This is a genomic window from Citrobacter sp. TBCS-14 (assembly GCF_005280805.1).
GTDB classification, from domain to species: Bacteria; Pseudomonadota; Gammaproteobacteria; order Enterobacterales; family Enterobacteriaceae; genus Citrobacter; species Citrobacter gillenii.
Window position 1 is genome coordinate 1 of sequence record NZ_SZWM01000093.1, and the last position, 229, is coordinate 229.

Genomic DNA, 229 nt, shown 5'->3' on the forward strand with positions numbered 1-229 from the left:
GTATTTATTAGAAGCTAAGTCATAATAAACTTTCGCGTCCCCAATGACTTCACTAGATCCTGAACCATGTTCATATAGCAATGGATATCGTTCTCTAGCAAACTCGATACAGTTAGGTGTCAAGACAATACCGTTAAGATTCTCTACCCCAACTTCTGACCCAATACCTTGAAACGATTTCGATCCGTCCTCGTTTTCAGTTACTTTAATTTCAGCACTATTGGTTATT

Annotated in this window: 1 protein-coding gene; it reads right to left on the minus strand. The window is 38.0% G+C overall.

Features of this window, described 5'->3' with window-relative positions; genetic code table 11:
- Positions 1-229, minus strand: a 229-nt coding sequence (locus FDX22_RS30385; protein ID WP_212732860.1) for a hypothetical protein, incomplete at both ends; no start/stop codon positions are given.